General features: G+C 46.5%; 21 protein-coding genes. 10 read left to right on the forward strand and 11 right to left on the reverse strand.

What is annotated here, in order from left to right; genetic code table 11:
• Nucleotides 1-46: 46 nt before the first annotated feature.
• The 5 genes from OH463_RS05205 to OH463_RS05225 all read right to left on the reverse strand — a co-directional run bounded on the left by OH463_RS05205 (nucleotide 47) and on the right by OH463_RS05225 (nucleotide 4310).
• On the reverse strand, nucleotides 47-364 hold the full coding sequence (locus OH463_RS05205; protein WP_005447351.1) for a DUF4144 family protein: 318 nt from the start codon (nucleotides 362-364) through the stop codon (nucleotides 47-49).
• Nucleotides 365-519: 155 nt separating this feature from the next.
• Nucleotides 520-1230 carry an HAD family hydrolase gene (locus tag OH463_RS05210; protein ID WP_017818374.1) on the reverse strand — a complete coding sequence of 237 codons (711 nt, stop codon included), beginning with the start codon at nucleotides 1228-1230 and terminating at the stop codon, nucleotides 520-522.
• 204 nt (nucleotides 1231-1434) lie between these two features.
• The gene (locus OH463_RS05215) at nucleotides 1435-1725 is read right to left on the reverse strand and encodes a putative quinol monooxygenase (RefSeq protein WP_009695991.1); all 291 of its coding nucleotides are present in this window, start codon (nucleotides 1723-1725) and stop codon (nucleotides 1435-1437) included.
• Between the two features lie 143 nt (nucleotides 1726-1868).
• Nucleotides 1869-2405 carry a DUF924 family protein gene (locus tag OH463_RS05220; RefSeq protein ID WP_017818375.1) on the reverse strand — a complete coding sequence of 179 codons (537 nt, stop codon included), beginning with the start codon at nucleotides 2403-2405 and terminating at the stop codon, nucleotides 1869-1871.
• 57 nt (nucleotides 2406-2462) lie between these two features.
• Nucleotides 2463-4310, reverse strand: a complete 1848-nt coding sequence (locus tag OH463_RS05225) for a M3 family metallopeptidase (protein ID WP_009695993.1) — start codon at nucleotides 4308-4310, stop codon at nucleotides 2463-2465.
• A 242-nt stretch (nucleotides 4311-4552) separates the two neighbouring features.
• Between OH463_RS05225 and OH463_RS05230 the strand changes: the two genes are divergently transcribed.
• A complete protein-coding gene (locus OH463_RS05230) occupies nucleotides 4553-4933 on the forward strand; it encodes a hypothetical protein (protein ID WP_269990718.1) in 381 nt (126 codons plus the stop codon).
• Between the two features lie 79 nt (nucleotides 4934-5012).
• Entirely contained in the window at nucleotides 5013-6701 is a 1689-nt protein-coding gene (locus OH463_RS05235; RefSeq protein ID WP_188014488.1) for an amidohydrolase, read from the forward strand.
• A gap of 38 nt (nucleotides 6702-6739) precedes the next feature.
• Here OH463_RS05235 and OH463_RS05240 read toward each other — a convergent pair whose 3' ends face one another.
• Nucleotides 6740-6913, reverse strand: coding sequence for a hypothetical protein (locus tag OH463_RS05240; protein WP_005428284.1), 174 nt, complete (start codon nucleotides 6911-6913; stop codon nucleotides 6740-6742).
• Between the two features lie 532 nt (nucleotides 6914-7445).
• On the opposite strand from OH463_RS05240, the gene OH463_RS05245 reads away from it, so the two are divergent.
• A complete protein-coding gene (locus OH463_RS05245) occupies nucleotides 7446-8582 on the forward strand; it encodes a sugar diacid recognition domain-containing protein (protein ID WP_269990720.1) in 1137 nt (378 codons plus the stop codon).
• Between the two features lie 149 nt (nucleotides 8583-8731).
• The gene (locus OH463_RS05250) at nucleotides 8732-9865 is read left to right on the forward strand and encodes a glycerate kinase (RefSeq protein WP_069217717.1); all 1134 of its coding nucleotides are present in this window, start codon (nucleotides 8732-8734) and stop codon (nucleotides 9863-9865) included.
• A gap of 122 nt (nucleotides 9866-9987) precedes the next feature.
• Here OH463_RS05250 and pulA read toward each other — a convergent pair whose 3' ends face one another.
• Nucleotides 9988-13977 (reverse strand): pullulanase-type alpha-1,6-glucosidase, encoded by a 3990-nt coding sequence (gene pulA / locus OH463_RS05255; RefSeq protein WP_009697267.1) that lies wholly within the window; start codon nucleotides 13975-13977, stop codon nucleotides 9988-9990.
• A 513-nt stretch (nucleotides 13978-14490) separates the two neighbouring features.
• Between pulA and OH463_RS05260 the strand changes: the two genes are divergently transcribed.
• From OH463_RS05260 to pdxY, 6 genes are all read left to right on the forward strand, one after another.
• Nucleotides 14491-15696 (forward strand): tetratricopeptide repeat protein, encoded by a 1206-nt coding sequence (locus OH463_RS05260; protein WP_005447367.1) that lies wholly within the window; start codon nucleotides 14491-14493, stop codon nucleotides 15694-15696.
• A gap of 496 nt (nucleotides 15697-16192) precedes the next feature.
• Nucleotides 16193-16639, forward strand: a complete 447-nt coding sequence (locus OH463_RS05265) for a helix-turn-helix domain-containing protein (RefSeq protein ID WP_005447369.1) — start codon at nucleotides 16193-16195, stop codon at nucleotides 16637-16639.
• Nucleotides 16640-17349: 710 nt separating this feature from the next.
• On the forward strand, nucleotides 17350-19530 hold the full coding sequence (gene speF / locus OH463_RS05270) for an ornithine decarboxylase SpeF (protein WP_005429232.1): 2181 nt from the start codon (nucleotides 17350-17352) through the stop codon (nucleotides 19528-19530).
• A 65-nt stretch (nucleotides 19531-19595) separates the two neighbouring features.
• Nucleotides 19596-20906, forward strand: coding sequence for a putrescine-ornithine antiporter (gene potE / locus OH463_RS05275; protein WP_005447372.1), 1311 nt, complete (start codon nucleotides 19596-19598; stop codon nucleotides 20904-20906).
• Between the two features lie 146 nt (nucleotides 20907-21052).
• On the forward strand, nucleotides 21053-21235 hold the full coding sequence (locus OH463_RS05280) for an AbrB/MazE/SpoVT family DNA-binding domain-containing protein (RefSeq protein ID WP_005447373.1): 183 nt from the start codon (nucleotides 21053-21055) through the stop codon (nucleotides 21233-21235).
• A gap of 110 nt (nucleotides 21236-21345) precedes the next feature.
• Nucleotides 21346-22209 carry a pyridoxal kinase PdxY gene (pdxY, locus tag OH463_RS05285; RefSeq protein WP_269990726.1) on the forward strand — a complete coding sequence of 288 codons (864 nt, stop codon included), beginning with the start codon at nucleotides 21346-21348 and terminating at the stop codon, nucleotides 22207-22209.
• 53 nt (nucleotides 22210-22262) lie between these two features.
• Here the strand turns inward: pdxY and OH463_RS05290 are convergent, their stop codons facing one another.
• The 4 genes from OH463_RS05290 to OH463_RS05305 form a co-directional block, all read right to left on the reverse strand.
• Nucleotides 22263-22757: a hypothetical protein gene (locus OH463_RS05290; protein WP_009698044.1), complete on the reverse strand. Its 495-nt coding sequence runs from the start codon at nucleotides 22755-22757 to the stop codon at nucleotides 22263-22265.
• A gap of 169 nt (nucleotides 22758-22926) precedes the next feature.
• Nucleotides 22927-23604 (reverse strand): 3-oxoacid CoA-transferase subunit B, encoded by a 678-nt coding sequence (locus OH463_RS05295; protein ID WP_047514364.1) that lies wholly within the window; start codon nucleotides 23602-23604, stop codon nucleotides 22927-22929.
• Nucleotides 23604-24257, reverse strand: a complete 654-nt coding sequence (locus OH463_RS05300; RefSeq protein ID WP_269990917.1) for a CoA transferase subunit A — start codon at nucleotides 24255-24257, stop codon at nucleotides 23604-23606. Before OH463_RS05300 ends, OH463_RS05295 begins: the two co-directional genes overlap by 1 nt.
• Before the next feature lie 27 nt (nucleotides 24258-24284).
• Nucleotides 24285-25490 carry an acetyl-CoA C-acetyltransferase gene (locus tag OH463_RS05305; protein ID WP_269990730.1) on the reverse strand — a complete coding sequence of 402 codons (1206 nt, stop codon included), beginning with the start codon at nucleotides 25488-25490 and terminating at the stop codon, nucleotides 24285-24287.
• Between the last annotated feature and the right edge of the window lie 44 nt (nucleotides 25491-25534).

Raw genomic sequence — 25534 nt, forward strand, 5'->3', positions numbered from 1 at the left:
CATGTGCTTATGTTTTTATCTCAGCATAAAAACAAGGGCGTAATTGTTAATCAGCCAACGCTTCAATCGCTTGCTGGACCGACACAAAATGGATTTTGATGATGCAACGTTGTGCTTTGCTAAATTCGTGCTTTTGAATCAGCTCTGTCACTTGCTGCACATTCAATGTTTGTGGCAAAAGGCCCAATTCCACCGTGTTGTTGGCACTGGTTTTCAATGCAAAGCAATGACCTTGCGTATCAATCACTATGTCATCCTGACCCCAAATCAACGCTTGGCATTCTGCATTTAGCTGCTTTGGTGAAGCTAAATACACCAGTTCATCGTCACCATCGAGTTTAAGTAAACAAGGCCATGTGATCATTGCGTTACCTTAGGTATTGAGTGTGAATGGTCTGAAGTTGCGCGTGAGCCGAGTAAGCCAGCACAAGGCATGTACGATACACAAAGCCTTAAGAGAGCAAAAGGCTTTCTGTCTTTGAGATGGTTTTCGGGTTTTCAGTGTTGTGCATGTTGAGGCTAAGCGTAATTACCAATGATGTCGATTAAGTCGTCTACTTGATGTGCCACATAATCTGGCTGGGCGTTCCAGTGCTGCGGTTGAGCGCCACTGTACGCTGCTGCTACGGCAATCACTTTGCAGTTGCTACCTAAATGTTGCTCGATATTGCGTGCAAAAAGCGTGTCCGCTTCGTGGTCACCAATGTACATCAGCAACTGTTTATCCGTGTGCCCAAAGATGGATTCAATGCATTTGACGCCACCAAAAGGATCCGGCTTCTGATGCCCGTTAGACACATCATCGTAGCCCACGACGGCTTTAAACGGTGCATTGATTTGGTTGGCGCGAAGTACGTTACGAATGTTGGATTGCGAGTTCTGAGAGCAGACTCCGTGTGGCAGGTGCGCGAACGCATTCACCACATTGGCAATACCATTGAATAGATCCACTGGTGTTTGGTTTTGTTCTTGGTGCTCTGCCCACATGGTGCCGGCTATGAGCATTTCGTCTTGGGACATACCATAGTAGTTTACGTATAGTTCTTGCCAGTTTTTCGCTGCGTGATTGGCATGATGATAATCCGCTTCACTGCGTAGGTATTTCGGTAAGTTATCCCCGGTCAGGCGCGGCGCTACAACGGACAATATCGCTTTGGTGATGTCGATATTTTTCGGAACAGAATTTACTAGGGTGCCATCGTAATCCCACAATACGGCGTCTAACTTCATACAAAACCTTTTGATACAGCAGAGGGTGAGTAGCTTTAAATCTTGCCAGTCTTAGGGGGGAGATAATCAGATCTTGCTCATGTTTTCATAAGCTTGCTTTGAATCGCTCGGAGAGGATGCAAGAGAGAACAAGCAAAAGAAAAACAAAAAGCCAGCAAGGTGATGGTTGCTGGCTTTCTAGTGCGTGCTGCGTAGTACAAGGCGTTAAGCGATGTGCGACATCTCGTTTAGAGTGAAGGTGTCTACCGCGCCTTCTGTTGCTTTCATGTATTGTGCTAGGTGCGCGTTGTCCATGTGCTTGCGCCATAGTTCGCGTGATTCCCAGTTTTCGTAGAAGGTGAAATGCGCTGGGTTTTCGTTATCTTGGTGAAGGTCGTAGTTGATGCAACCTTCCTCGGCACGAGTGACATCAATCAGTTTCAGTAGCTCAGCTTTTACCAATTCTACTTGGTCTGCTTTGGCAATGATGTTAGCGACGATGGTCAATTTAGCCATGGTGGAAATCCTCTGTTGATCGTGATGTATCGTGTTGACGAGGTAAAGATTAGTCGCGAATCACCAAATGATAAACAGCACAATGATTGATTTATTATCAAATATAAATTGATAATCCTGCTTCAATTTTGTGCTAGCTGTGTTTAAAAACTGGAACCAGGCTGCTGTAAGAATTCCACTTCTTCTGCAGTGCTATCACGGTCCAAAATCGCATTGCGGTGTGGATAGCGACCAAAGCGATCAATGATCACCTTATGCTTTAGTTCGAACTCGTAGTTAGATTCTCGCCCCAGAGCTTTGAACAGCTTCTCTGCCTCTTCATGAATCCGCTTAGATTCACTGTGCATAAATGGCATATACAAAAAGCTGCGCTCAACGTCGGTCAATTCTTGGTCCAACCCTAAACGAATCGTCTCTTGTGCCAAGGCAAGTGCGAGGGCATCTTGAGCGAACGCTTTGGACGTGTTGCGATAAACATTGCGAGAGAATTGGTCGAGCACGATGATCTCTGCGAGGCGACCTTGTGCCGTCTCTCGCCAGTCAAACAATTCAGATTGAGCGGCTTGCTCTAAGGTGGTGAGAAAGCGCGTTTCGATTTGTTTATCGACATCGGCGTTACTCACAAACCAGTCTTTTGGTTCCAGTTCTTCAAACCAGAAAGTCAGGATATCTTGGTACATGGTTGCTTCCCTGATAGAAAAAGAGCTAGGAGTATACCCCCCAGCTCTTGGTTTCGCTTATCGACCGTAAGTCTCTTCGATGTAGTGCTCAAACTGCTCGCACATCTGCTCGTCTGAGATCGAGTTGCTTGCAAGCTCTTTACTGCCATCCACCACTTTGATGCTGGCATTTAAAGACGCTACCGGAGCACGTTCACGAGTTTGCAGCGAGGCAATCTTCTGCTGCTGAACTTCCCATGCTTGTTCTGGGGATAGGTTACACATGTCTGCCAGATACTTAGCGTTAAAGCCTTCACCCGTGAGACTAACGATAGTCTCGTTGTGCGATAGGTGGTTACCCGCATGCCAATAATGTTTCGCCAGTAGTGGACCAATCTCTGGGTTGTCAGTCAGGTAGCCAAACTTATCGAGGAAGTAAGCGCGAGTCTGGTAAACCGCCATATGTGCTAGCAAGTAACCGTGGTAGGCACACGCTGCTTCATCAGATAGAAGGTGTGGAATCGCCATCAATGGGCGTGGGCTGCACTCCAAACCAAGGATTTGCTTTTCGCAATTGCGTGCCAGCTTTGTGATGCGTTCTGGCGTCAGTTCTTCATCGCTTAATTGGTAAAGTGCGCGTTCAAAATACGGCACGACCAAAATGCTGCGCTCTTCGTACGCTTTGAATGGCTGACGGCTATTGATCATCGCTTGGATGATCTCATCCGGTACTGGGCTACCTTCTGCGTCCAACGCGTATTGTTTTAGCCAATCGGCATCGGTCAGCAGGCTGTCACAGAACATAGATTGTGTTTCTGCGTATGCCATGGAAGTTGGTGCGAACTCTTGAGAGAAACACGGCGCGTTCATCTTGACGTTAGCGAAATGCGCAGCGTGACCACCTTCGTGGAACAGAGTATTGATGCCATCATAGCCGCTGCCCACTTGGTCTGGCTTCGCGTTACTGGTGAAGTTCACCTGCGCGGCAACCCATTCGCCTTGGTTGTAGAACGATGGGATAGGGCCATGACAGAAACCGTTCGGGTATTTGCCTTTACGATCAAGCAGGTCTAGCGTCAGCTCTGCGCCTGAGTATTCGATATTTAGGCGACCGAATGATTCTACCCAGCGACGTAGTGATTTTGAAAACGGTACGTACGGGTCTAAGTCACGCATGACGTCACCGGCAAACGAGTACACAAAGTTATAGCCAGTCAGTGCGCTTTGACCTTTTTGCTCTGCAAGGTTTGCCAAGCTGCTTAGGTGAGCATCGCGCGTGCGCAGTTCAAAGTCATCTAAGATGCTGAACAGTTGCTCAGAGCTCATCTTTTCCGTCTTCTTCACTGAGTAGTCAAAGAAGGTTTCGTAGCCCAAAGAACGTGCGAATTGATTACGCAGTTTGATCAGCTCAATAAAGCCGTTTTGCAGCAACCATTGCTCAAGGTCGAGTAGCGTTTGATGTGCTGATTGACGCACTTCTTCGTGATTATTGGCGCGAATGGTCGAAGACAATACAGGCAAAGAGCCCTCGGTTTGTTCACCGTTTTCATTGGTAAACGTCAGGACGTGATTTTGCTTTTTCTCGAACAACTCGGCTTCAAATGCAATCAGAGCATTCTTTTGGGCTTGAGCTTGTTCGCCTTCAATCGCATGAGATTCAAATGTTGCCAACCATCCTTGTAAACCAATTTGCGTTTGCTGTTTCTCTTGTGGATCAGCGATCGCTTCAGCCGATTCAAGTTGCGCTTTGATGGCTGAGATTTGTTCGGCGTTGCTCAAGAAATTGGTCCAAGCGGTTTGTGCTTTTGTCGAACCATCGTGGTCGTCGCTGATGCCCATGTAGGTTTCCCAAAAGAAGTCTTCTTTGGTGCGATGGATAGCGAGGTAACGTTGGTTGAGGTCGTTTAGGTATTCCGTTGCAGTCATTTTGATCCTTCAAATGTTTGCTTTATTGAGGTTTTTATCGTCGTTGATTATGGCACGCCTAAGCAGCAGAAAGGAATGCGAAATCCATTTGTCTTCTTTATGGCTTGTAAACAGTAATTTACCGCACTTTTTACATGTGCAGACGTCAGTCACAAAGTTTTTCCGTTTTTGATTAGAAATCGTGGAGCGCAGTTTATAAAATTCGGTCTTTCGCAGTGGTGCTAAAGGTAAGGAAAACAATAATGAAAACAAGAATAACAATGGGTCTAATGGGTCTAATGGGTCTAACATTAGCAGGATGCTCAACGACGCTGCCAACCAATGACCGAGTTCAGGTCATCGAAAAAAACTGCGCTGTGATACTGAGTGAATCGGCAAACGCAGAACAGCGTCAGAATGCCTACAACCAGTTAATCGAAAGCTATGGTGAGCGTTATGTGGATGCCAACAATCCAAAACAGACGGCAAATTGGAACTTGTTTCGCCAAAACGTCATTCATGATGAAAATGGTCAGTTAACGCGTGAATTTATCGAAGTGAGTGACTGGGGCTGTGCGAATGGCAACTATCTAGAAGAGGTGCGTCTGTTTGTAGAGGAAATCCAAGCAAGCGCACAGAAATAATGACGCCTAACCTGCACCGACAGCAAACTAAACCAGTTTGCATATACTCAATGTGTTAGCGAATACAACGGAAGGTGTCATGTTAACTCCTCATAGACGGATTCTTGGTGCTGTGTTGCTGTCTGCATTTAGCGCATGGGCGAATGCTGCTGAGCAAACGGCAGACATGGTGTACATCAACGCTGGTATTTATGGTCATCCGCAAGCCGATGCTGTCGCCGTGCGTGACGGGCGGATTGCTTTTATTGGCGATAAAGCCAAGGCACAAGCGTGGGTTGGTGATGGCACGGAAGTGGTGGATTTAAGCGATACCTATTTGTTACCGGGCTTTGTCGATAACCACAACCATGTGTTTGAGGCGGCTTCCGAAGCAGGCGGTACGTGCTTGTTGCAAGCTGGCGTTTTGTTGGATGAGCAAATCCCACAACTGCAAGACTGCAAAGAGTTTGTCCAAGATGGCGAGTGGTTGATGGGCTACGGTTTTACGCTTGATGCTACTTTGTCGGAAGAAAACCAACGCACACCTCTCGAAGTGATCGATGAGGTGTTTCCTGATACGCCTGTGGTGTTAATGGAGCAAACCTCTCACTCGATGTGGGTTAACTCGGCTGCGCTGAAAGCGGCGAACATTGATAAAACTACGTCCGATCCGCAAGGCGGTCGCATTCTCAAAGAGCCGGATACAGGCGAGTTGAATGGCATCTTGCTCGATAACGCGGGTGATTTAGTGATGGAGCTGGCTTGGAACAGCATGAGTGCGCAGTTTGCGGTGAGCTACCAAGGCTTGTTGACCGGATTAGAAGAAGCTGCGCTCTACGGCATTACCACAATTGGTGATGGACGAATGTACTGGAAGCGAGGTTGGTATGAAGTATGGAAAGAGAGCGAAAAACGAGGCGATTTGACCGCTCGTGTTTCTTTACGACCATGGATCTATCCGACCGACAGCATGGACTCTCAACTGACGTATTTGAAACGCATTCAGTCCGACGACACCTCTCGCTTGTTACTGGTAAACCAAGTCAAAATGTACAGCGATGGCATCTTTATAAATGGTACCGCAAAAACCCTTGCACCTTATCTTGATACTTACTTGCCTGATTCACCATATGGGTTGAATTACATCTCACCAAAAGTGATGCCTGAATGGCTAAACAAGCTCGATAAACTCGGTTACAGCGCGCACATTCATGCTATCGGAGATGGTGGCATTCGCGAATCACTCAATGCGATTGAAACAATGCGCAGCCAAGGTAACCAGCGTCGTTATACTTTGACGCATGTGGAACTGGTGAACAGCAAAGATGTACCAAGGTTTGCCAAGTTGGACGTTACGGCAGACTTTCAAGTCGGTTCCGATTATGTGGCGTATCACGAACATCAATGGGCAGAAGCCTTCTTAGGCGCTAAGCGAACTAGAGCCTTAATGAACCTGCGCGCGCTTTATAATACTAAAGCTAACGTGACGTTAAGCAGTGATTGGAATGTGCATGATTTGAACCCATTGGTTGGCATCTCCAACAGCTTGGTGATGGGAGATACTGGCTTGCCAAACGTTACCGCTGCGATTGATGCATATACAATTCATCCGGCTTACAGCTTGGGTTTAGAGAAGGAAATTGGCTCAATAGATGTTGGGAAATCGGCAGACTTTGCCGTATTGGATCAAGATATTACCCAATTGAAAGCACAAGACATAGCACAAGCGCGTGTCCTCATGACAGTGCTGCGCGGGGAAGTGGTGTATGAACAAATTGATGATGAATAAGCCGAGCGATGATTCACTCGGCTAAAAGGTTCTATAGATTATTCTTCAGGGTATTCGCCCATACCTTGCGTTTGTCCTTCTGCTTTCCAATGTTCGCCTGGATCAAAGGCTTCATCGCATAGATCGACGGTGTAGCCCATTTCGGTTATTTCTTTCAAGGTGAGGTTGTCAGCAATTTTGGCAATGTCGCCCGCCTTGTTCCGCAGTTCCATAGTCTCCCTCCGGTCACTGTTTGGTTGTCGGTTCAAGTCGCGCCAAGTACAAAAACTTGGGTGGCTCGACTATAAGTATAAGCAGTGATGGCAGACTTTTTAGCTTAATAGCCGTAAATAATTTAAGGTTATACCCAAGTAACCTCAAGATGCTAGGTTCAGCGAGAATGACTTGGTTTGTAGACGCGGCGCCGATTTAAAGATCTAGTCATTCTAAATCAAGAATCGGCAACAAAGTATACAAGCCAAGGTCCTTACTATTTGCAAAGAGTGCCCTTTGGGAGCGTGTCTTTGACTCGCTTTTTTAGTCAAACAAATGGCTGCGTCAAACAACTTGGAAAGAGCTAGCTATTACCAAGTTGTTTTCCTTACTCTCGAATCAATGACAACGCTCTGAATCCTGCATCTTGAAGTCACTTGGGTATAATTGGGTGATATTTCACTTTGGCGTTGATTCCAGTTCAATATCATGGCGATAGAAGACAAAGTGTGATTTATTGACGCCTCAATCGTTGAGATTTTAGGAACAGAAATGGTGATTCTTGACCACACACTCGCGCAGCAAATCGTCGATCGCACTATGTCGATCATTGGACACAACATCAATGTGATGAACGCGGCAGGCACTATTATTGGCAGTGGTGAAGCTGAGCGCATTGGTCAAAAGCACGATGGGGCGGTGCTAGCGCTCAACCACGGTGATTCGCTGGAGTTGGATGAGCAAAGTTGCCAATCCCTGCAAGGCGTGAAACCGGGCATCAATATGCTGCTGCACTTTAAAGGTGAAGTGGTTGGTGTGGTGGGCGTCACTGGCAAACCTGAGCAAATCCGAGCGTTTGCTCAGTTAGTTAAGGTGACAGCGGAACTGACCATTGAGCAAGCTTCGCTGGTGGAGCAGTTGCAATGGGATCGTCGCCACCAAGAAGAGTTTGTATCAGCATGGTTAAACCAACAACTCAATGATTCAGATCTGCACGATTGGGCTCAGCGTCTTTGCATCGATTTAGTAACACAAAGAGTTGCCGTGGTGATTGAGCTTATTGCAGATAATGCTCCTGTTAGTTTGAGCAAGGTACGTGAAGTGGTGGACGTACTGTATCGTTCTGAAGATAAACCGTTGGTGGCGATCATGTCGATGAACGAAATTGTCGTTCTGAAGTCTTTGCGTTCTTCCTCTACCTCGAACAGTGACCAAAGTATACTTGAGCGCATTCAGCGCCGATTAACGGCCAATCAAATTGACGATGTTCGCCTTGCGATTGGGCAATATTTTGATGGCGCAAAACAACTCCCTCTTTCCTACCAAAGTGCCAAGCAGGTGCTTGCCGTTGGTCGCCGTTCTCATCCAGAACAAATCACATTGAGCTTCTCTGAGTATCGCATACCTGTGTTACTCGCCCCGTTAGCCGACTCTTGGCAAGGTGAACAACTCGCTCAGGCGATGACTTCTCTTGCTTCAGCAGACAAATCTGGGCAGTTGGTGAAAACTTTAGAGGCGTATTTTCATGCCAATGGCAACGCTAATGATTGCGCTAATACATTGTTTATTCATAGAAATACATTGAGGTACCGTCTAGATAAAATCAGTGAAGTGACGGGCATTTCAACGCATGATTTTACGGGGTTGGTTGAGCTTTATATTGCCAGTCATCTCAATAAGTTAAGTTGATTTATTGTGCAAGCGCACAAGATTTAAATAATTAAGCTCAGTGTAATTTGGTTGTTTGCCTAAAGAATGCGCCGAGTTTTTGAGTGAGAATAGCTACATTGATGAGTTGCGACTTGTTCCTCGCAGCGCGCTGTTTTCAGGAGAATGAAATGAAAGTTGTGATTGCCCCAGATTCGTTTAAAGAGAGCTTGACCGCTAAACAAGTAAGTGAGGCGATCAAAGTGGGTTTGTCTCGTGTTTGGCGAGACGCAGAGTTTGTCACGCTACCTGTTGCTGACGGCGGCGAAGGTACAGTTCAATCTTTGATTGATGCGACTGAGGGGGAGCAGGTTTTCGTGACTGTAAAAGGTCCGCTCGGTAATGATGTGAAGGCGTTTTACGGTATTCTGGGTGACGGCGAAACCGCAGTGATTGAGATGGCAGAGGCAAGTGGTTTGCATCTTGTGCCAAGTGATCTTCGTGACCCGAAAAACACCAGCAGCTTTGGTACTGGTCAGTTAATTTCGAATGCACTTGATCGCGGTATTCAACGTTTGATCATCGGCTTAGGAGGTAGCGCAACCAATGACGGCGGTACAGGTATGCTGGCGGCATTAGGGGTGAAGTTCTTAGACCGTTCTGGTCGTGAAATCACCCTCAATGGTGGTGGTTTGGTTGAGCTAGCAAGCATTGACGTGTCTGGTCTCGACGCTCGCTTAGCTGATTGTGAGGTGCTGGTGGCGTGTGATGTTGATAACCCACTGTGTGGAGAGAAAGGCGCATCAGCAATTTTTGGTCCACAGAAGGGCGCAACGTCAGCAGATGTTGAGCTGTTAGATTCCGCTCTCAACAAATTCGGTGAACTGACGGAGCAAGTGACGGGCAAGCACGTTCTGACTCAAAAAGGCGCAGGTGCAGCCGGTGGTATGGGCGCGGCGTTGCTTGGTTACCTCCCAGCACGACTGAAGCCGGGTATCGAGATTGTGCTAGACACCGTAAAGCTCGCAGAGCACGTAGCAGACGCTGATATTGTCTTTACTGGTGAAGGTCGTATTGACCATCAAACCGTGCATGGCAAAACACCAATGGGTGTGGCGAAAGTGGCGAAAGAATATGGTTTGCCAGTGATTGCCCTAGCAGGCTGCACAGGTGATAACTTCCAAGCAGTCTACGAATATGGCATTGATGCGGTATTCGTGTGTGTGCCACGCGCCATGAGCTTGCCTGAAGCGATGGAAGAAGCGGATACAAACCTAGCCAATTTGGCAGAAAACGTGGCGAGGTTGTGGCAGTTGCCACACTAACTCTCGCTGTGTTTAGGAGCGATGAGCTGTGGAGGTTTGTGGTTTTCGTCGTTGCGGAAAGCAGACCCAAAAAAGGGGAGGTGTTACCCTCCCCAAGCTAGCACATGATTGCGCCTACTGTTTTACTTCTTAGTTACCGTTACGATTGGTGCCGCCTTGTCTGCCGCATTGAAGTGGAAGTTGTAGTTTCCTGCTTCAGCAATCGTAATTTTAAGGTTTTTGCTACCGCCACCGGCATTCATGGTGACCGCTTTACCTAGCTCCACGCTGCCGTCACCACCAAAGTTGGTTGCGTCAGCCCAGTCTGCGCTTGCGATCTTCATTTCGTAGCTGCCTGCTGCTAGAGCGATGTCTAGTGAGTAAACATCAGCGGCTACGTAAGAGAATTTAGCGCTAGAGTCTTCAGCTGGCGTATCCCAAGTGGTGATAGTGCCGCGTAAGAACAGTGACGTGTCACCAAACGTTGGCGCATCTGCTGCTTTCGTTACTGAAATTACTGGTTTTTCTACGCTTTCATCTTGAACATTCAGTGCGTTTAGAGTGAAGTTGTATTTGCCAGTTTCAGCCACTGATAGCTTACAGTTGCCCGCTGCACCTAGGTCTAAAGAGTCACTTGCTTGGGTTGCTGCATCACAACCGATGTTTGGATTTGACCAACCTGAATCTGCAAACTTGAACTCGTGCTCACCAGCTTCAAGTACACCTGTTACTGAGTACAAGCCATTGCCGATAAAGGTCATTGCCCAATCGCTGCTATCAGACCAACCGTTCATCGAACCCTTCACGTAAACCACAGTTTCGCCGTAAGGAGGAATGCTTGATACGTCTTTGTTGTCTTTGTTAACCGGTAGACCGTCGCCTTGTGCACCGCCCTGAGGCTGTACAAATACCGCTGTTGTTAGCGCAGGAACTGTGAACGTCTCACCCGCGAAGCTTGCACCTTTTACGATGTCGTCTGCTGAGTTCTTCTGAATCTCATGCAGTTCGAAACCTGTTGCACCTTTCACTGTGAAAGATTGCTCTTTAGACGTTGAGTTCACCACTGCCACAACGGCATCGTAGTTGGTGTCTAGGTCTTTACCTGCTGATTTACCGTCATCGATAGACATAACGATCAAGCCTTCTACTTGGTCTTTGCCTACGTTACGGAAATCGACGCGGTTCATTACCTCTTGTGCAGTATCTAAGCGGAACAGTTCGCTAGAGCTGCGGATTTTCAGTAGTTCTAGGAATTGCTTCTTAGTTAGCTCGATATCTTCAGCACTTGGTTTCGCAGAACTGTCACCAACGATCTTCTGGATAAGCTCCCAGTTTGCGCCATCTTTATCTTGACGAGGTAGACCGACGTTCCAGTTGTTGTCCGTACCGTTGAAGAACACACGGTTGAACCAGTCACCAGAATCGTAAGAGTCACGCTGCATCGATTTTGAACGTAGCAGCTCAGAACCCATGTGAATGAATGGAATACCTTGCCCCAACATTACCGTAGATAGAGACACGTTTTGCATACGAGCGCGTTCAGCAGAAGGGGTGCCTGTAGCAATCTTGTAAGCGTTGTTGTCCCAAAGCGTTTGGTTATCGTGCTTAGATACGTAAGAGATGTTCTCTGATGGCATCTTAGTGTAGCCCGCAGGTGCACCGTTGTAGTCTACGTTCTTACCAAGTTTAGTGTCGCCCTTGTAATCAAGAAGAACGAATTCAGCCAAGTTACCCGCCATACCTAGGCGAACAAGATCTTGGTTGTGTAGACGACCGTTTACTGAATCAGCGTCTGTCTTCGTTTCTTCGTTAGCGTATGCCGCGTTACCAAAACCTTGGTTGAAGCGAAGTGGGTGGTTACCTTCTGAGTCTTTACCGCCATCGAATGGGCTGCCGCCACGAACTGCATCACGTAGACGGTCCGAGAAAGTACCGATCTCTGTGCCAGCCATGTTGACTTGCGTCGCTTGGTCGAAGCGAGCGTTTTGTGCCACTTCACCAAAGTCCCAACCTTCGCCGTAGAATAGTGTGTTAGGGTCAACTTTACGTACTTGCTCTAGCGCGTAAACCATCACGTCTTTTGGCTGGTGACCCATCAAGTCAAAACGGAAACCATCCACTTTGTAGTCGTCTGCCCATACTAACAATGAGTCAACCATCAGTTTACCCATCATTAGGTTCTCTGTTGCTGTGTTATCACAACAAGTTGAGTTCTCTACGCCACCCGTGTTTACGTTCAAGCGGTGGTAGTATCCAGGGACAATCTTATCCAGAACCGACTTATCATTTACGCCAGATGCGTTAGTGTGGTTGTACACCACGTCCATGATAAGTTTTAGCTTCATTTTGTGTGTTGCTTGAACCATTTCACGGAATTCAACAATACGCTTAGAACCATTAGGATCGGTCGCGTAGCTGCCTTCAGGCACTGTGTAATGGAATGGGTCATAGCCCCAGTTGAAGCTGTCTAGCATACGTAGGTCATTCATCAGAGCCTGAGCTGAACCCGTTGTTGGATCGTAGCTGTTTAGGACATCTTCAATAACTTTACTTTCGTTTTCTGTACCACAAACAGAAGCGGCTGGTTTAATGTCACAGAGTTTGCCAACCGTGTCAGTAATATCCACGCGGTTTGCTTCGTTTTCATCGACGGTAGCGATATCGAATGCTGGCAGAATGTGAAGCGTAGTGAGACCTGCGTCTTTCAAAGCTTGAAGGTGTGAAACCGATTCACGATCCGCTTCTGTCAGAGCAAGGTACTTACCATTGTATGCTTTGGTCCCTTTGGTATCGCTAAAGCTGAAATCACGTAGGTGCGACTCGTACAGTACGTGGTCTTCGTCTTTAGCAAGTTCAGGACGTTTGTAATCATTCCAACCTTGAGGTTTCAAGCTATCGCTGTCTAGGTCTACAACTTGTGAGTACAGAGAGTTTTGAGACAAGCTTAGCGAGTATGGGTCAGTAACAAGGCGGGTTTCTACAACACCTGTTGTTGGGTGGTAAACCTTAACTTGGTAACGATAGTATTTGTTTAATACGTCGCTTTGCGCTTCTGATGCCCAGATACCTGTAGCTGGATCTTCTGTCATCGCAACGGTTGCTTGTTCTTTCAAATCTGCATCGTAAATGATCAGGTCAACGTCTTGCGCTGTTGGTGCCCAAAGCTTGAATGTTGCTGCGTTGCCATCAACAATTGCGCCAAGTTCCTGACCGATTGCGTTACCTGCATCTTTGTTAGCAAATACGGCATCAAGTACGCCTGGTTTTTGTACTTCAGTTGCAGAAATAACATCGCCATCTGCGTTGTAAGCCACCATGACGATTTGCGATTTTAGAATGGTGTGAAGTACGTCAGCATCAACATCGATACCTGCTGCTTGTAGGCTAGAAAGGTGACGGAAACGTTTTTTCAGTGCTTCAGACAGTTCGCCTGCTTTCGTCAGCTCAACTGCTGTACCACCAGTGATTTGCTTGTCTTCATCCATCTTGATGTCGTTAGTCAAGCTGTAGTAAAGCTTCATTGAGTCTGCATTCGCCGCCGCTTCCCAAGCGATGGTATTAGCATCTAGCCAATGCGCTTTTTGACCGTCAATTTCTACAGGACGCTCTTCGATTGGTTCGTAGTAAAGCTCGCTGCTGCCGTGGAAGCCGAACAAACCTTTCGATTCACCTAGCTTAGTCAGCTCAACTTTTGAGTTTGCACTGCCGAATGCCTTCTCATCCCCTTTGTGTAGGATGAAGTTCATACAGTTGTGTGGGTCAGATGCGTCTGGGTTCACTTTCAGAACGTAGTAAGCACCGTAAGTGTCACTGATGCCGTCGAATGGGCGAGGTGACCCCCAGTCCGTACCGCCCTCTGGGAGCCCCATTTCTTCAAGATCGGTACTGGTACAGCCTTCGCCATTCCAAAGGTGTAGACCCCAACCTTCGTAATCGCTTGCTGATGATGCAGCTGCGACATCGCGTTTGTAATAGATGACAACTTCGTTCTCTCCCGCAGGGTGTAGACCAGAGCCAGGGTTCGTTGTGTCATCGCTTGTGCTATCACTGCCACAACCGCTGATGACTGCCACAGAAAGGAGCGGCAGTACGGTTTTAGCAATCGCTGATAATTTAAATGTTTTATTGTCCACGTTTACAAATCCATTGTTATTGAATTGATAATAGATTGGCAAAATGCCGAAAAGGAAATGTTCAACAAGATGCTAATACACTGAACTATCAGCAAAATGTGAGAGCAGGCAGTTAAGTTTTTTACAAGTGAAAATTTTCTGTCACACTAGATTTTGTTCACAAATTAAATAATAAAACGGTCTCATAGTGAGATATTCAGCACAGCCTAAAGATGTAAATTTTTATAGGAGGAGAAAGGGGGGATGATAGGGGCGGAGAATGTCTAAGCCCCAAAACTGTGACTCATTTCTATAAAATTAGGGGTGTTATTTTTTAATTAAAAATAAGTTGCGGTGATATCGAATAAAAATTCGCCATACTCGACCAGTAAACTTCAGATTTTACCTACATGGTCGTTATATAATAGAGCGGAGTACGCCAAAGATGGCGCAATTATACCCCGAGTTAGAATTTTGCAGATTTTCCCAAGCGCGGAAAGTCTCGGTGAGCACTGACCTAAAAAGAGGCGGTTTATGAGTAGTATGGGCATTGCTATTACAGCAACTGGCCTTTCACTCATCCTGATATTTGTTTGGATGATCTCGTTGTCGATGCGTAAGCAACGTCTAGAGGCAGAGAGGAAAGCGCGTGAAGTGGCGTATCGCAAGGCGATGCAAAAAGCGCGCGAACAAGAACGTAAAGAGCGTGAGTTTAAGGCGGAGACCGGTCATATTCCGACAATTCTCTATTTAGCGAAAGAATCAGAGCGAGACAATCTCAAGCGCGCTCTGTATTGGTACGACAAAGCTGCCAAACTGGATAACGTCACAGGTATGTATGGTGTGGTGCGTTTGGCTGAGCGAATGCGTGAAGATGTTATCTTAAGAGAGCAAGCGAATTTTTGGCGTACTGCGATTGCCGGTATGGAAGGTGATATCGACGCGAAATTTGCAACGGGTAAGGCACTTTTGTCTGGACGTGGTACCGAGAAGAATATTCCCAAAGGGCATCAACTCATCGAAATGGCAGCAGATGAGGGTTGTATTCCTGCCATGTTGTATATGGGGGAATGGCAGTTATCACCGGAGAATACGGCAGGGCGTAGTGCTGATGCTTTGTTCTGGTTTATGAAAGCTGCCGAGCAAGACAGTGCTGAAGGTAAAATCCAAGTGGGTTTGTGTTATCTAAGAGGCACTGGCACTGATAAAAGCATGGTGAAAGCGTGTTATTGGCTTGAAAGAGCGGCGGAGAGTGGCAGCGCAGAGGCAATGTTTCACGCGGGAGAAGCGTGGAAAGATACCGGTAAAACAGGCAATGCGATTGCTTATATTTGGCTGTTTTTATCCGCGAACATGGGCTATGAGCCAGCACGTGTCGTTCGTGATGAAGTCGCAAGCAACATCGGCGTGGATGTTGTAGTGGGGCTGCAATCTATCGCTAAACCGCTGCAGAGGAAGCTTGCATCTGGTTTCGTCAAAAAGCACTCTATCATTCGTGCGTTAAACAAGGTCTACAAACGTGAACCTTACTTCCCAGATCAAGATGAACTCAATGAGTTGCTGAGTGAAGAACATCATGAAGAAGAAAGTTTGCTTGATGGCGCACCAGAGCTGAACTTTGATGCTGAGGTTCCACCACAGCAAGAGTTTGCTTCTCCACCCAAGCAACCATCAAAAGAAGTGCTCGACTTTACTCAGAACTTCTTACAGCCACAGAATCTCAACAAGCCTCATTCGTGAGGCTTTTTTATTGCCCGTGTTATAAGAAATTCCACCAAGTGCATATACCCAAGCATCTCTTAGGTATAAAGAGGTGAGTGATCTTTATGCAATTTTTCAACAGAAATCCATCACTTAATCACCTATCGTTATATAAATCGACAAATAGAGGGAAATCCCCCCTTGTTGGAAATACACGAATTAAGCTCCAATCCAATATTATTGATTAGCCAATAAAATGGCAATGAAAATAATTTGTTAGCTTAATTTGTGTTGATCTATCTAGATTCATTACTTTAACTAATATTAGCTATTAAGTTTTATATTACTAAATCTTAATTTCTATTTTCGGTTTTCTATTATCTCTATTGATCTTTAACTTAATTGAGCGCAATATACCCAAAAATAAAATAGCGCACACTCTGCGTATAAATACAGTAAGAAGCAACCTGTTATTATCCTTTTCAACATAAAGGGGCAAACTCACGCTCTTTTTATGTCTATTAGAGATTTGTGTATGTTGAGAATCATTAGTGCAGATAAGTTCATCTCTTCAAGGTTTATCTTGGAATACAGCAAAGTGGAATTTGCATCTTTGTTGGGAGTTTCCGTTGCTAAGATAACCAATATAGAGAATGGCAAAACATCGATTCCTCCGGTGTATGATTATGCCATCAACCACTTGCTCAGTGAGCACCCGTTTAAAGACAGCGCTGTTGAGGCTCTAAGCTCGCATGAAACGCTGAACTTCGCCCGTCGTGTGGATGTAAACAGTAAGGTGCAGCGCTTGTCTTGTAAGCGCTGTGACAGTCGAAGGTTACATGTTATGGCTGGCATGAGTGGTCTGTACTTTGTGGAATGTATGGACTGTAAGCACACCATGTACTCGTCTGGAATCGCGGTGAAACGGTATCAATTGTGGTCGAATAATGGCGTGAGGCTCGATAGCCATTTGTTTGATTAAACTGGCTCTCGCTGCTATCAAAGTAAAACCACCAAAGTAAAACAATAAAGTAAAAAGCCATCAGCAGAAATGTTGATGGCTTTTTGTTTATACCCAAGTAACCTCGATATGCTAGGTTCAGCGAGACTGACTTGGTTTGTAGACGCGGCGGCGATTTAAAGGTTTAGTGGGTCTAAATCAAGAATCGGTAACAAAGTATACAAGCCAAGGCAGCTCGCCCTTTGGGAGCGTGTCATTGACCCGATTGCTGCGTCAAACAACTTGGAAAGAGCTGGCTATTACACTGCGTTGTTTTCCTTGCTCTCGAATCAATGACAACGCTCTGAACCCTGCATCTTGAAGTTACTTGGGTATATAGTTTATAAATTGTTAAATATAAGCATATTTATTGTGTTTATTCTTGCTATTAAATCAATTTAATAAAATATAGAGTGATGAAAATCGCAAAATTTTATTTTCTTTTGATTCCTTTTTTAATAATAACTAGTGAGGTCACATAATTCTTAACCTAAATTCAATTTAAGCCAGAATCTAATATCATTGGCTTATCGAAAGGAAAGTGATAAAGATCGCGAAATTTTATTTCGAGAAAATAAGAGTTTTAATTATGAACTAATAATCACGAAATTTGTTTTTTGAATTTTAAATATTAATTTCGTTTGTAATATCTGTGCTTGTCGTCTTTACAGAACAAATAAGAGATATTTCAAATGAAACGTTTAATTATCGGTGTTAGTAATTACATGCCAGAAGACTTCAGTTTATTATCTGAATCTTTGGATGAGCAATTTAACCGAACTTTAAAACCACTTGAGCACGTCGAATTAACTGACGTTGGCGCTGCAATTATTACTTCTGCAGATATTAAGGCTGGTCTACACAAAATTATTTCTGAAACGGGTTATGGCATTCCGGTTTTCTTGGTCACAGATGAAAACCCAGTTTCAGCAGAAGATTACGTATGGTTAACCGGCGTTATCGATTTGGAAAGACAGTCAATCGAATACTACGGTCGCCAAATCAATGAGGCTGTCACCAAATACGAATGTCGCCTACTTCCACCTTTCTTCAAACAATTGACTCACTACGTGGAAATGGGCAACTCTGCATTCGACTGTCCAGGACACCAAGGCGGCCAGTTCTTCAAAAAACACCCAGCAGGTAAACAGTTCTACGATTTCTTCGGTGAAAACCTATTCCGTAGTGACTTGTGTAACGCGGACGTTGATTTAGGTGACTTGCTGATCCACGAAGGTTCTGCTCACCAAGCTCAAGCACACGCAGCAAAAGTGTTCAACTCAGACAAAACCTACTTCGTACTTAACGGCACTTCGGCTTCAAACAAAGTGGTTTGTAACGCGTTAGTGACCGAAGGTGACTTGGTGATGTTTGACCGTAACAACCACAAATCAAACCACCACGGTGCATTGATCCAAGCGGGCGGTATGCCAGTTTACCTAGAAACGGCACGTAACCCTTGGGGCTTTATCGGTGGTATGGATGAGCACTGTTTTGATGAAGAATACATCCGTGCTCAAATTGCGAAAGTGTCACCAGAGCGTGCTCGTGATGAGCGTCCATTCCGTCTTGCGATCATCCAATTGGGTACTTACGACGGTACCATCTACAACGCACGTTACGTGATGGATAAGATTGGTCATCTATGTGACTACATCCTATTTGACTCGGCATGGGTGGGCTACGAGCAGTTCATTCCTATGATGAAAGACTGTTCTCCACTGCTACTGGATCTAAAACCAGAAGATGCGGGTGTGATTGTGACTCAGTCTGTTCACAAGCAACAAGCAGGCTTCTCTCAAACATCGCAAATCCACAAAAAAGACCACCATATCAAAGGTCAGGCTCGCTACTGTAACCACAAACGCTTCAACAACGCGTTTATGATGCACGCGTCAACTTCACCATTCTACGCGCTCTTCTCAGCATTGGATGTGAACGCGAAGATCCACGATGGTGAAGCGGGTCTGCGCCTATGGCGTGATGCGGTTAAGACTGGTATCGAAGCACGTAAAGAAATCCTGAAAAGTTGTGAGCTGATTCGTCCGTTCATTCCTGACCAAGTTGATGGTCAACCATGGGGCAGTTACGACACCGATCTTATCGCAACCAATAAGAAGTTCTTCATGTTCGAGCCAGACGCAAGCTGGCATAAATTTGAAGGCTACGGCGAAGGTCAGTACTTCGTTGACCCATGTAAATTGCTACTCACTACAGCAGGTATTGCTGAAGATGGTAGCTACGCAGACTTTGGTATTCCTGCAACGTTATTGGCTAACTTCCTACGTGAGAACGGCATCATCCCTGAGAAGTGTGACTTGAACTCTATCTTGTTCCTTCTCACTCCAGCAGAGGACATGGGTAAGATCCGTCATCTTGTGGCGCAAATTAACCGCTTCGAGAAATTTATTCGTGATGATGCGCCGCTAAACATCGTGCTTCCTCGCGTTTACGAAGCGAACAAAGAACGCTACCGCGGCTACACCATCCGTCAGCTATGTCAGGAAATGCATGACATGTACAAAGAGCTGAACGTGAAACAGCTACAAAAAGCGATGTTCCGTAGCGAATACTTCCCAACTATGGTGCACAAACCAGATGTGGCAACACGCAAATACTTCCGCGGCGAGTGTGATTACTTGCCTCTGAAAGAAGCGGTAGGTCGTGTCGCAGCAGAAGGTGCGCTTCCTTACCCTCCAGGCATTATCTGTGTGATCACGGGCGAAATCTGGACTCAACAAGTGGTCGATTACTTCTTATCTCTAGAAGAAGGCATCAACCGATTCCCAGGCTTCGCACCAGAGATTCAAGGTGTGTACCTAGAAGACGTCAATGGCCGCACCACCGCCCATTGCTACGCCCTTAAAGATTAATCTACCCCGTTCGCATCGTGACTTGGTTGTCGCGGTGCGAACCGTTTATTCGTGGAGAATAATTTATGAGTACTGAAACCAAAAAAATGTCGGTGGTGCAGCTAACCATTCTGACATTCATTAACATGGCTGGCTCGGGCATCATTATGCTGCCAAGTAAGCTAGCGCAAGTGGGCACGATTTCGATTCTATCTTGGCTGATTACTGCGGCGGGTTCATTGGCTCTTGCCTATGTATTTGCAAAGTGTGGTCGCTTTAGTAAACGTGACGGTGGTATGAACGGTTATGCGTCGTACGCGTTTGGTAAATCGGGTGCGTTTATGGCGGGTTGGACCTACGGCTTGTCGTTGTTGATCGCCAACATCGCGATTGCGATAACCTGTGTTGGCTACGGATCTGCGTTTTTTGAAGTGACCTTGTCGCCAGTAGAGACCTGTCTGTACACCATCGCTATCCTTTGGATTTGTACCTTCGCTAACTTTGGTGGTGCGAAGATTACTGGTCAAATCGGCTCGTTTACGGTCTGGGGCGTTATCCTTCCTGTATGTTCTTTGGGTATCGTTGGTTGGTTCTACTTTAGCCCAACCATGTACGTAGAAGCGTGGAACCCACACCACCTACCATTTGGCGAAGCGGTAAGTGCTTCGATCGCGATGACACTTTGGGCATTCCTAGGTCTTGAATCGGCTTGTGCGAACTCAGAAGCGGTAGAAAACCCAGAGAAGAACGTACCAATCGCAGTATTGGGCGGTACGCTGATTGCGGCAGTGGTTTACATTGTTTCAACCAACATCTGTTCTGGTATCGTAGCGAACTCTGAGCTTGCAGCATCTACAGCGCCATTCTCAACAGTATGGACAGTGATGCTAGGTTCTACGGCGGGTAAAGTGGTTGCGGGTATGGCAGTTCTTGCTTGTGCAGGTTCACTACTGGGTTGGCAGTTCACTATCGCGTCAGTATTCAAATCATCTTCAGATGCAGGCTTCTTCCCGAAACTGTTCTCACAAGTTGATAAACGCGGTACACCAATCAAAGGCATGGTGGCTATCACGGTTATCCAATCGGTGCTTTCTTTAATGACTATCTCGCCAACATTGAACGAGCAATTTGAAGCGCTGGTTAACCTGGCGGTAGTGACGAACGTCATTCCTTACATTCTATGTATGGGCGCAATCTTCATCATGCAGCAAGTGGCGCACGTGCCTGAGCGCGAGATGAAGACAACGAACATCATCGCTCTGATTGGTTCTCTGTACAGCTTCTATGCGTTGTACGGTTCTGGCTACGAAGCCATGATGTGGGGCTCTATCGTTACCTTCCTAGGTTGGAGTGCGTACGGTCTGATCGCTTCTAAACACGAACCTCTCGTGAACTAAGTTTTTTCAATCGAGCCTTCCCATACGCGGTGTGGAGGGCTCTTTTGCTTTTATCCATAACCTTTTGATTTGAAACACTAGGTAAGTTGAGGACACAACACCACTCATAACGTGAAAACTCATTTTCGACAATTGGGGGACGAAAGATGATTAGCCAACCTGTTAAAATCGGTGACGATACCGTCGTAGTCATTCCAAGCGTGATCCTGACTGAGCTCGGGATAAGGGAAGGGGACACCCTCGAAATTGCGCTCAATAAAGACAAAATGGAAATTAAGAAAATGGTACTGAAAACCAGCTCTCCAATCGATTCGAGCGAAGAAGGCTAGAATTGAGTTAGAGAATCTTGGTTTGTCGGATACACTACTGGTTTCGCAAATCTGGCGCTCGCCGCTGTCTTTGAACTATTGATAACAACAACAAGAAGAGGTCTGGTACTATGCAAGGTATCCTCTCTATACAATCTCATGTTTCTTTTGGTCACGCTGGTAACAGCAGTGCCGTTTTCCCAATGCAACGCATGGGCTTTGAAGTGTGGCCTATTCACACGGTTCAATTCTCTAACCACACCCAGTACCAAGAAGGCTGGACGGGTCGTGCGTTTTCGGCTGATGACATCAGCGAATTAGTTCGTGGTCTTGGCAACATTGGCGCGCTAGAGAAGTGCAAAGCCGTTCTGACTGGCTATCAAGGCAGTGCTGAGCAATGTCTGGCAGTTGAAGAAACCGTCTCCAAAGTAAAACAAGCAAACCCAGACGCACTTTATGTGTGTGACCCCGTGATGGGCGCGCCAGATAAAGGCTGTATTGTGGCGCCGGGTATTGCAGAAAACTTGTTAAACCGTCTGATGCCAATGGCAGATGTGATTGTGCCTAACCAGTTCGAGTTAAGCCAATTTGCAGAGATGGAAATTCATACGTTGGATGATGCGATCAACGCTTGTCAGCGTGCACTAGCAAAAGGTCCTAAAGTGGTGTTGGTGAAACACCTTTACTGTTTGTCTGACGATAGCTTCAATATGTTGCTTGCGACGCAAGAAGGCACTTATTTAGCGAAGCGCCCTCATTTTGAATTTGCTAAAGCCCCCGTCGGTGCAGGTGATTTGATCTCGGCGATTTTTACCGCTGGCTTGCTGAAAGGTTGGACGCCAAAACAAGCCTTCCAACACTGCCACGACGCGTGTTACGGCGTACTTAATGCGACTTACCAAGCGGGCGAATGGGAACTGCAAACCATCGCAGCACAACAAGAGTTCGTTGAGCCGAGCAAGCACTTCCCATTGGAAGAAGTGACATTAAGTTAAGTCTTATCATTGGTAGGAAAGAGGGAGCACAGTGCTCCCTTTTTTGATCTTCATTAACAGCCAGTGGTGTCAATTCTAAAGCTGTGTCCATCAACGCCTTTGCTGTCCATTCGATAGTAGGCGTAACACTGATTTGCCATCAGTGCCTCTGGTGATTCGTCACTGCCGTAGCCGACAATTGAATAACGATTGTTTTCGATAAAGACCAAGTCTGCTTGTTTCATCTCATCAGTGATGGTCAGATTGTCGAAAAATCCAACTTGCTCACCACACTCACTCTGAGTTTCTGGATAACCGTTGTAGAAATCTTGATAGCCAAGAGCTGTCAGGACGCACTGGTTTGCGCCTCGGTCCTGCTTAAACGCTTTTGCATTGTTGTGTAGGAGCGAGACGTAATACTGCATGTCAGCGAACAGAACTTGGATTGCAGCACTACGGGCAGCAGAAGTACGTTGGTTAGAATAATGGACTGTGGCTATGGTTAACCCTCCGAGTACCACGGCGGTCAACAGCCACTCTTTTGCTGAGAATCCAGACAACAATCTCATTGGTTTTTACCCTATGTACAACTCAACCATATGCGTAACTAAGCGGGATTCTACGCATCGATTTTCGAAAATTTAAGGGCAAATAGCGTGTTTCAGAAAAACCTGACAGAAACTTGAAGTACGATCAAGGTATGAAAAGAGGAGCATAGTGCTCCTCTTGATTTTTGGATTAGTTTGGTGTCGGCATGGGAATAAGGCTAGGTGATACAATCAGTTGGGCTTCTGTCGCCGTTTGTACCTCTTCAACGGAAAACTCCGGTGCGAGTTCGGTTAACATCATGCCTTTATCGGTGATTTTGAACACGCCCATTTCAGTGACAATCAAATCTACCTGACCCACAGCGGTCAGCGGTAAAGTGCAATGCTTAAGCAGTTTTGGATTGCCTTTCACCGTGTGTTCCATGGCGACAATAACTTTCTTTGCGCCGACCACAAGATCCATTGCGCCGCCCATTCCAGGCACCATTTTGCCCGGAATGATCCAGTTGGCAAGATTGCCACGTTCATCCACTTGCAGTGCTCCGAGCACGGTTGAATCCACGTGACCACCGCGAATGATGGCAAAAGAGTCCGCGCTATTAAAGTAGCAAGAGCCTGCTATAGCGGTGATGTTTTGTCCGCCGGCATTGACCAAATCTGCGTCGAGTTCCCCTTCTGAAGCCAGCTTATCAATACCCAGCAGACCGTTTTCAGCTTGCAGAAGCAGTTCCACGTCTTTGTCTACTTCATTAGCAACCAGCGTTGGCAAGCCTATACCAAGGTTAACGATGTCGCCATCTCTCATCTCTTGAGCAACGCGCCATGCAATGCGGCGGCGAACGACTTCTTTATCTAATTGTGCAGTCATTAGTTGCCCTCCACTAAGATGTAATCGACGTACAAACTTGGGGTATGCACGGCTTCAGGCTCAATATCGCCCAATTCCACAATCTGCTCTGGTTCCACCACCACGGTTTCCGCCGCAGTTGCCATTAAAGGATTAAAGTTCTGAGTGGTTTTGCTATAGAAAACGTTGCCACGACGGTCAACTTTAGATCCACGAATCAGTGCTAAATCGGCCTTCAGTGGCATTTCCAAGAGATATTGTTTGCCGTCAACTTCAATCACGCGTTTGTTCTCTGCGACGATGGTGCCAAGTCCTGTTGGTGTTAGTACGCCACCCAAACCTGCGCCAGCACTGCGAATGCGCTCTGCCAATGTACCTTGAGGAACAAGCTCCACTTCAAGTGTGCCTTCATTCATTTGTTTGCCCGTTTCGGGGTTGGTGCCGATGTGCGAGGCATACAGTTTCTTCACGCGTTTTTCCGCGATAAGTCGACTAGAACCTCGACCCGGTGAGCCTGTGTCGGTGCTGATTAAGGTAATGTTTTTGATGTCTTTTTTGATCAACAAATCAATTAAACGTTCTGGTGCGCCTGTTGCCATAAAGCCGCCAATCATGATGGTCATGCCGTCGTGCAATAGGCTTTCAATTTGCCCTGTAGTGGCTGCTTTTTTCATGTTTTTCGTGTTCATGAGAGGCTCCTTCTAACAACGTTTCAAAATTAACGCCGTGCCCATGCCACCGCCGATGCACAGTGATGCCAAACCGTAATCACGGCGAGTGCGCTGCAGTTGATAAACCAAGGTGGTCACAATGCGGTTACCTGATGCGCCGATTGGGTGACCAAGTGCAATGGCACCGCCACTTAAGTTACTGCGTTCTAGCAGCCACGCTTCATCGATATTGTGTTGCTCGGTAAGGGAACGAACCACGCCAAGTGCTTGCGCAGCAAAGGCTTCGTTAAGCTCAAAAACGTCGATATCTTCAATAGCCATTTCGGCTTTGGCTAAGGTATTGGCAATCGCAGACACTGGACCTAAGCCCATCACCTCTGGGGCGATAGCACCTTGTCCGTATTCGATGAGTTCAGCTATTGGCTTGAGGTTATGGCGTTTTACGGCACTTTCTGAAGCGAGCAAAATTGCGGATGCACCATCATTAATACCGGATGCATTGCCTGCGGTAACACTGCCTTCTTTATCGAATGCAGGACGCAGTGCTTGTAGACCTTCAAAGGTGCTGTCGGCTTTCGGATATTCATCGTTCTTTACTTCGAATTGGCGCTTGCGCTCCACTATCGTAATTGGCGCAATTTCTGCTTCAAAATGACCATTTTCTATCGCGCTGATCGCTTTACGTTGGCTTTGTAAGGCAAAGGCATCTTGGTCTTCTCGGCTGATTTGGAATTGCTTGGCGATGTTTTCTGCCGTAACACCCATGTGGTAATTGTGGAAGGCATCTGTCAAACCATCTTTGATGATGCTGTCTTCTTGGAGTTGATGACCCATGCGATAACCGCGACGAATCTGACCGGAAGAGATGTATGGTGCGTTGGACATACTCTCCATACCACAAGTAAGCACTAGCTCTGCGTCGCTCGCTCGAATATGGCTTGCACCGTCCATGATGACTTTCATCCCACTGCCACAAATCATATTGAGTGTGTAAGCCGGAACGGATTCTGGAATGCCTGCCTTCATTGCGGCTTGGCGACCCGGTCCCATGCCTGCGCCTCCAGTAAGTACGTTGCCAACAATCACTTCATCGATTTGTTCTGGGGCAAGGTCCACTTGCTCCAAGGCTGCCTTGATGGCATGAGCGCCCAGTTCAACACTAGACAATGACGCTAATGAGCCATTAAAGCTGCCAATTGGGGTGCGCTTTGCCGCCACAATAAAGATTCGTTCCATACCGCTGTTTACTCCGTAATCGTTCTGTCATAACCAGTGTAGGG

The sequence above is a fragment of the Vibrio sp. NFR genome (genome assembly GCF_027587095.1).
In the GTDB taxonomy this organism is placed as follows: Bacteria; Pseudomonadota; Gammaproteobacteria; order Enterobacterales; family Vibrionaceae; genus Vibrio; species Vibrio harveyi.